Origin of the sequence: Halomonas cibimaris (assembly GCF_039537045.1) — a bacterium.
GTDB lineage: Bacteria > Pseudomonadota > Gammaproteobacteria > Pseudomonadales > Halomonadaceae > Vreelandella > Vreelandella cibimaris.
In genome coordinates this window covers 1-6,965 of record NZ_BAAAZT010000007.1, presented here as the reverse complement: position 1 = coordinate 6,965, position 6,965 = coordinate 1, and the positions used below count along the sequence as shown (strand labels likewise).

Annotated in this window: 7 protein-coding genes; 1 reads left to right on the top strand and 6 read right to left on the bottom strand. The window is 63.4% G+C overall.

Annotated features, from left to right (window positions below):
* From iscB to fliF, 6 genes are all read right to left on the bottom strand, one after another.
* A partial coding sequence (gene iscB, locus ABD654_RS00580) for an RNA-guided endonuclease IscB (protein WP_344701236.1) occupies positions 1–519 on the bottom strand: 519 nt, incomplete at its 3' end.
* Between the two features lie 315 nt (positions 520–834).
* Positions 835–1,287, bottom strand: a complete 453-nt coding sequence (gene fliJ / locus ABD654_RS00575; protein ID WP_344701234.1) for a flagellar export protein FliJ — start codon at positions 1,285–1,287, stop codon at positions 835–837.
* Positions 1,284–2,702, bottom strand: coding sequence for a flagellar protein export ATPase FliI (gene fliI / locus ABD654_RS00570; protein ID WP_344701232.1), 1,419 nt, complete (start codon positions 2,700–2,702; stop codon positions 1,284–1,286). Before fliI ends, fliJ begins: the two co-directional genes overlap by 4 nt.
* 15 nt (positions 2,703–2,717) lie before the next feature.
* The gene (locus ABD654_RS00565) at positions 2,718–3,482 is read right to left on the bottom strand and encodes a flagellar assembly protein FliH (protein WP_344701230.1); all 765 of its coding nucleotides are present in this window, start codon (positions 3,480–3,482) and stop codon (positions 2,718–2,720) included.
* On the bottom strand, positions 3,475–4,479 hold the full coding sequence (fliG, locus tag ABD654_RS00560; protein WP_344701228.1) for a flagellar motor switch protein FliG: 1,005 nt from the start codon (positions 4,477–4,479) through the stop codon (positions 3,475–3,477). The genes ABD654_RS00565 and fliG overlap by 8 nt, the downstream gene beginning before the upstream one ends.
* A complete protein-coding gene (gene fliF, locus ABD654_RS00555) occupies positions 4,476–6,248 on the bottom strand; it encodes a flagellar basal-body MS-ring/collar protein FliF (protein ID WP_344701226.1) in 1,773 nt (590 codons plus the stop codon). The genes fliG and fliF overlap by 4 nt, the downstream gene beginning before the upstream one ends.
* A gap of 286 nt (positions 6,249–6,534) precedes the next feature.
* Here fliF and fliE point away from each other — a divergent pair, with 286 nt between their 5' ends.
* Positions 6,535–6,864: a flagellar hook-basal body complex protein FliE gene (gene fliE / locus ABD654_RS00550; protein WP_344701224.1), complete on the top strand. Its 330-nt coding sequence runs from the start codon at positions 6,535–6,537 to the stop codon at positions 6,862–6,864.
* Positions 6,865–6,965 lie beyond the last annotated feature (101 nt).

Sequence of the window (6,965 nt, the reverse complement as noted above, 5' to 3'; positions counted from 1 at the left end):
GCTTATCTCCGGATTGTCGAGCCGCTGGGTATCAAAGCGCACCAGCTCCTTATCCAGCGCGGTGATGGGGGCGAGCTTGCTTAGCCGCTTTACCCACGCCATCACTGTATCGACTTGATGCTGCAGGCTGGGCGGCAACCAACCGGCTTTGCGCGTGCGGTTGTTAAACCGTGGCGCCCGGTAGCGCAGATGGGCCGAACGGCGGCGGCGCCGAAACGCGGCGCGCTGCTCCAGCGCCTTTTTGATCTGGAAGCCGCGATGCAAAAGCTCGAACAGACACAGCACATGGCGCTGCTCACCGTCCGATTCACGCATCAGCGCCAGTCCCGTGGTCTTGCTGCCGGGGTCAATGCCCAGGCGAAGCGGTTGCGTGTCGCCGCCCACCCGATCCCTGAGTCGTATCGTGAACGGGTAGCGTTTATGCACCACGGCGCGACCGCGTTTCAGCAGCAGCCGGGCACGCTTTTCGCTGCACGGCATCAACGGCTGCTTGTGTTTATCCCACACGAAAACCGCCATGGCGATTTCCTCCTGATCAATGCCCTTACGGGCCTTGTGTCGCGGATCGTTCGATCCGTCTCCCCTCGGGAATGTCGATAACCGGCTCCTGCCGACGATACGCTATCAGCAGCGGTCAGAACCTTCGGCGTTTTACCTTGCGCCCGCATGATCCCGACCTTTCAGAGCGCCGAACTGAGGAAGCATTCGGCGGTGAGTCTTGACGACCTGCTATCAACGTAGTGGCCATGTTGCCCGCTCTCCCTGGTCAACCGGGCCTGCTTTCACAAGCCTCTCCCTTCAGGGAGAGGTAGTTGACGGCAATCCCCTTCGCCGTTAATACGATGCTTCCGACAGCCGGCGTGCCGTGCGGCTGTTGACCAGGTCGTCGTTGTGTTTTTGTTCCTGACGGCCTTGGCGCTGCTGCGCCTGGCGCAGGCGGCGCTCCGTCAGGGTGTCGTAGGACGAGAGCGCACGCTGCTGCTGGCGCCACTGCGTCTGGCTTTTCGCCACTCGCTGCTGTTGTTCGTTGAGAGCCTGGCGCGCGCGCTCAAGCGCGGTGTCCAGCGAGGCGAGAAACTGCTGATAATTGTACATGCTGGCAGGGTCGATACCCTCGCGCATGGCCGCCTGAAAGCGCGCGCTGTACTCGGCGCGGTAACGCTTGAGCGCGTCAAGCTGGGCGGTGGTTTGCTGCTCGGCCTGGCGCTCCTGAGCGAGCGTTTGCCCGGCCTGATCCCGGGCCTGCCGGGCCAGGTCGCTGAGCATGTCGAGCTGCGAATGACTCATCCTTGCCCTCCTGCTGAGGCCTGCGTCGGCTGGCCGGTAACGTTGGCCAGCGCCTGTCGCGAGGCGTCTATCGTCGCACATTCCTCAATGTTCTGCTGGAGGAAGCGTTCAAGATCGGGGAAGCGATTGACGGCCTCGTCCAGCTGCGGATCGTGCCCGGGGGTATAGGCGCCGACGCTGATCAGGTCACGGTTGCGCTGGTAGCGTGAAAAAAGCTGCTTGAGTCGCCGCGCTTGGCGCTGCTGGGCTGCATCGGTGATGGCGGTCATCGCACGGCTGATCGAAGCCTCGATATCGATGGCCGGATAGTGCCCAGCTTCAGCCAGGCTGCGCGAGAGCACAATGTGGCCGTCAAGGATGGCCCTGGCCGAGTCGGCAATGGGGTCTTGCTGGTCGTCGCCTTCGGTGAGCACGGTATAAAAGGCGGTGATGGAGCCGCCGCCGTGCTCGGCGTTGCCTGCGCGCTCCACAAGCCCGGGCAGCTTGGCGAATACCGACGGCGGATAGCCTTTGGTGGCCGGCGGCTCGCCGATGGCCAGGGCGATTTCACGCTGGGCCATGGCGTAGCGAGTCAGCGAATCCATGATCAGCAGCACGTCATGGCCGTCGTCGCGGAAGTTTTCTGCAAGCCGGGTGGCGTAGGCCGCCCCCTGCAGGCGCTGCAGCGGCGAGGTATCCGCCGGGGCGGCGACCACGACAGCGCGCCGGCGGCCCTCGGGGCCGAGAATGTTGTCGATAAAATCCTGCACTTCGCGGCCGCGCTCGCCAATGAGCCCGACGACGATGACGTCCGCTCGGGTATAGCGCGCCATCATGCCCAAAAGCACTGACTTGCCGACCCCGGAGCCGGCAAACAGCCCCATGCGCTGGCCGCGGCCGACGCTTAACAGCGCGTTGATGGCGCGGATGCCCACGTCAATCTGGGTGTCGATGGGCGCGCGTGACAGCGGGTTGAGCGGTGGCGTATCGAGGGTGTCGCGGGGCGCTTCGTCCAGCGGCTCAGCGTCATCCAGCGGCGTGCCGTTGCCGTCGATCACGCGGCCCAGCAGGCTTTCGCCCAGCGGGAAACGCCGGGCGCTGTGGCCGCTGTTTTCGCCCAGCGGTGTGACGCGCGCGCCGGGCATAAGCCCGGATATTTCTTCCAGGGGCATGAGGTATAGTTTGTCGCCGGCAAACCCTACCACTTCGGCCTCGGCCTGGCGGCGGCGCTGCCCCGGGCGGTCGTCCATGCCGGGCAGCTCAATGTGACAGGCGCTGCCCACGGCCACCTTCAGCCCGACCACTTCGATCACCATGCCCGTGGCGCGCACCACGCGTCCGCTGATGCGGGTGCGCGGCAGGCGCTCGACCCGCTGCTGGGTGCGGCGCAGCACGGTATGCCAGCGCTGCTGGTGAGGGCAGGAGGTGTGGCTCATGGTGTTACAGTGGCCTCATGCATCGGTGTCGGACGCGCCGGTGGCGCTGTCGCGCGTGCGTTTGCGTGCGTTGATGGCTTGCCAGCGGCTTTCGAAGGTGGCGTCCACTTCGCCCTGTTCGCTGGTGATGCGGCAGTCGCCACGGGCCAGCTGGGCGTCGGGCTGGAGCTTCCAGCCGGCGGCGTCGAGCTCGTCACCCATGTGGTGAGCGACGAGCGCGTGGTCGTCGGGGTGTAGCCACAGCCGCTGCTGGCCTACCAGCGGCGGCTCGGTGTGCAGCAGTGCGCGTACGGTCTCCAGTACCTGCTCGGGCGAGGCGCTTAGCGCGTCGCCGGCCAGGTACTTGCCCGTGGACAGGGCAAGTTCAACCAGCGACTGCGCCACGCTGTCGTCAAGCTGGTCCAGCGCCTGGGTAAAGCGTCGCGCCAGGGGCTCAAGCGGGGCCAGCGTTTCCTTGAGCTGCTTTTCCAGCTCCTGCTGGGCCTGTTGGCGGCCTTCGCTTAGCCCCTGCTCCCGGCCTTCCTCTCGGCCACGCTCAAAGCCGGCTTTATAGCCGTCTTCTTCGGCCTGCTGGCGGAGTTTGGCGTATTCTTCCTGACGTTTTTCGGCTTCGCGCTGGCGCGCCTGTTCGGCGGCCTTGCGCGCTGCGGCCGCGCGGCGCTGCTGCTGGGAGGCGCCGGGCTGGGGGTCTTTGGCGCGCGTGGGCTGCTTGAGCTCGCCCATTTGCCAGCGCTGCCAGCTGCCGTCGCGGTCGAATTCGGCGCCGGGGCGATCAGACATAGGCGTCGTCTCCACCGGCCAGCACTACCTCGCCGGCGTCGGCAAGGCGGCGTACGATCTGCAGAATGGCTTTCTGTTCGGTTTCCACCTGAGAGACGCGGATCGGTCCGCGGGCTTCCATGTCTTCGCGAATCAGATCGGCGGCGCGCTGGGACATGTTGCGCAAAAACTTGTCCACCAGCACGTCTTCGGCGCCTTTGAGTGCGACCACCAGCGAGTTGGTCTCGACCTCTTGAAGCACCATTTGAATGGCGCGGTTGTCCAGGTCGAGCAGGTTTTCGAACAAAAACATTTCGTCGATGATTTTCTGCGCCAGATCTTCGCTGTGGGAGCGCACCGTCTCGATGGCGACTTCTTCCTGGGACGAGTTCATCAGGTTGAGAATTTCGGCGGCGGTGCGTACCCCGCCCATCTTGCTGCGCTTGAGGTTCTGGCCGTCGAGCATGCTGCTGAGTACCTCGGTCAATTCCTGCAGCGCGGCGGGCTGCACGCCGCTGAAGGTGGCAACGCGCAGCACCACGTCGTTGCGCAGCTTCTCGTCGAAAAGCTCCAAAACGTCGGCGGCCTGATGGCGCTCCAGGTGTACCAAAATGGTAGCGATGATCTGGGGGTGCTCGTCGCGGATCAGCTCGGCGACCATCGAGGCTTCCATCAGGTTCAGCGAGTCGATACCGGAGCTTTCGCCGGTGGTTTCGAGAATGTCTTCGATCAGGCTGGTCGCGCGTTCGCTGCCCAGCGCTTTGGTCAGCACCGAGCGAACATGGTCGCTGGAGTTGAGGTTGAGGGCGACAAAATCTTCGGTTTCCTTGTGAAAGGCTTCCAGCACGGCTTTCATATCTTCGTGGGATACCTGCTGGAGACGGGTCATCTCCAGGCTGATTTCCTGTACTTCGTTGGCCCCCATGTAACGAAAGACGTCAGCGGCGCTGTCTTCGTCCAGGGCGAGTAACAAAATGGCGCTCTTGCGGGCGCCGCTCATTGCTTCAACTGCGCTCATTGGGCGTTCATCCAGCTGCGAAGAATCATGGCGACCATGCGCGGATCTTCCTGGGCCATTTCGCGCAGATCGTTGAGGTTGTGTTCGTAAAGCGACGTTTTGCGCTTGCGCTTGGGTTTTTCGTACGAGCCGTCATCGGCCTCGCTGCCTTCGGCGGTGTCTGCGTCGCTGTCATCTTCGCCGACGCTTGTGCTCAGCGTAGCGCCGGGCGCGGATGCCATAGCCGGCGGCTGTGTGTAGCGCTTGATCAGCGGACGCAAAATCAGCAGGTAGAGCAGCAGCACCGCAAGACCGACCAGCAGGTAGCGGCCCAAGCTTGCCAGCAGGGTCAGCACGTCGCGCTGCTGCCACCAGGGCGTTACGGTTTCTTCCTCGACGACGTTGGCGAAGGGCGTGTTCACAACTTCGATGGCATCGCCGCGCACCGGTGTAAAGCCCATGGCCTGGCGTACCAGGCTTTTGATCTGGCTGACTTCTTCGTCGCTTAGAGCGACCTGTTGCCATTCGCCTTCCTCGTTTTGTTCGTCGCGGTAGTCCACCACCACCGCAGCGCTAAGGCGCTGCACCTGGCCCCGACGGTACTGTACGTGCTCAACGTTGCGGTCAACCTCGTAGTTGATGACGTCGTCCTGGTTGAGACGGCTGACCGAGCTGCTGTCCTCGCCTTCGCCCGCCTGGGCGTTGTTTGGCGGATTGTCCTGGCCGTCCTCTGCCGGCTCGTCGGCGGCGTTGATCGGTGAGATGGCCGCGCCCGGGGGCGTATTGCTCAAGGCGCCGGGAACGCCCGATGCCAGTGGGTCGTCGCCGTTAAGCGAGACGCTGAGCTGGCGGCTGCGCACGGCGGCCTGGTTGGGCGGCTGGTTGGGGCCGTAGGTTTCCGAGGTTTGCTCGCGCTGGGAGAAGTCGATCTGGGCGGCCACCTGGGCGCGCACGTTTTCGGCGCCGACAATCGGGGTCAGGATATTTTCGATGCGCTGCTGGTAGGAGCGCTCGACTTCGGCAATGTACTTGAGCTGCGAGCCGTCCAGGTCGCTGTTTTGGCCGGTATCGGCCGACAGCAAACGGCCGTTCTGGTTGACGACCGTGACGTCCTGGGCGGCCAGCTCGGGCACGCTGCTGGACACCATGTGCACCACGGCGCTGACCTGCCCCTGGCCCAGCACGCGGCCGGGCAGCAGCGTGAGTACCACCGAGGCCTTGGCCGGCTCGCGGTCACGGATGAACACCGACGGTTTGGCCATGGAAAGATGAACGCGGACCTCCTTGACCGGGCCCAGCGACTCGATGGAGCGGGCCAGCTCGCCTTCCAGACCGCGCTGGTAGTTGACCTGCTCGGCGAACTGGCTGATGCCGAAGGCTTGATCGTCAAGCAGCTCCAGCCCTACGTTGCCTCCCTGCGGCAGGCCCTGTTCGGCGAGCTGCAGGCGCAGGGTGTGTACTTTTTCGCCGGGCACCATCAGCGCCTGGCCGCCGTTGCTGAAGCGATAGGGCACGCCGCGACTGTCAAGCTCGGTAATGATGCGTCCGCCGTCGGCCTGATCGAGGTTGTTATACAGCACCCGGTAGTCGGGACTGCTGGCCCACATCAAAAGGGCCGCGACAACGGCAATGCTGGCCGCCCCGGCAATGAGCAGGGCAACCAGCGGGTTGCTGCGCAGCTGCTGTGTGATGCGCCCGGTCATTGACGCGGCGCTGTCGCTGCGGTTTGCGCCGCTTTGCGAGGCAGCGCTTGTGTTTTGACGGCCTGCCGTTGCACCGGTTTCGCTCATCCCACCCTCCGGGTAAGCAGACAAAACCGGCGATGGTCAAGGCGCATCACCGAAGAAAGCATAGGCTGTTATCCGTCAATCGCGATGGTCCGCAGGCGGGTGGACTCAGCGCATGAGTGCCACCGGTATAGCAGGCGGAGGCGTGATGAGCGCTATTATCCGGTGATCGACCTGCCCTGAAGGTAGGAAAAGCCCGGAGTTTTATACGCATTTGTTCGCATAAGGCTCATCGCGCCGATGGTAATGTTATGCCATTATTTCATTTTTTAGCGTTAAAGGCATGCCCATGACAACGCCCGCAATTCAATCCGCGCTACAGCAGATGCAAAGTTTGGCGAGTCAGGCCGGCCAGCGCCCTGAAACAGTCACCCAGCCCGGGGCCGCTGAGCAGCCGGGCAGCTTTGGCGGTGAGCTTGCAGCGTCGCTACAGCGTATTAACGACCTGCAGCAGACGGCGGCAAGCCAGGCCGAGGCGTTTCAACGCGGCGATTCCAACCTGGCGCTCAACGATGTCATGGTTGACATGCAAAAGGCCGGCGTCGCCTTTGAGATGGGGCTTCAGGTGCGCAACCGAATGGTATCGGCCTATCGCGACGTAATGAACATGCAGGTCTAGTACTACAGTCGTAACTGAATAAGCTACAATGCATGTGGTTGATATGGAAGCGATCACAGGGTGAAGGATGCAAGAACTGGATCTCTCTGTCTCAGCATTGT

What these genes read in the sequence shown, in the direction of transcription:
- fliJ (WP_344701234.1), bottom strand. Translation starts at nt 1,287, where the DNA reads ATGAGTCATTCGCAGCTCGACATGCTCAGCGACCTGGCCCGGCAGGCC.
- fliI (WP_344701232.1), bottom strand. Translation starts at nt 2,702, where the DNA reads ATGAGCCACACCTCCTGCCCTCACCAGCAGCGCTGGCATACCGTGCTG.
- ABD654_RS00565 (WP_344701230.1), bottom strand. Translation starts at nt 3,482, where the DNA reads ATGTCTGATCGCCCCGGCGCCGAATTCGACCGCGACGGCAGCTGGCAG.
- fliG (WP_344701228.1), bottom strand. Translation starts at nt 4,479, where the DNA reads ATGAGCGCAGTTGAAGCAATGAGCGGCGCCCGCAAGAGCGCCATTTTG.
- fliF (WP_344701226.1), bottom strand. Translation starts at nt 6,248, where the DNA reads ATGAGCGAAACCGGTGCAACGGCAGGCCGTCAAAACACAAGCGCTGCC.
- fliE (WP_344701224.1), top strand. Translation starts at nt 6,535, where the DNA reads ATGACAACGCCCGCAATTCAATCCGCGCTACAGCAGATGCAAAGTTTG.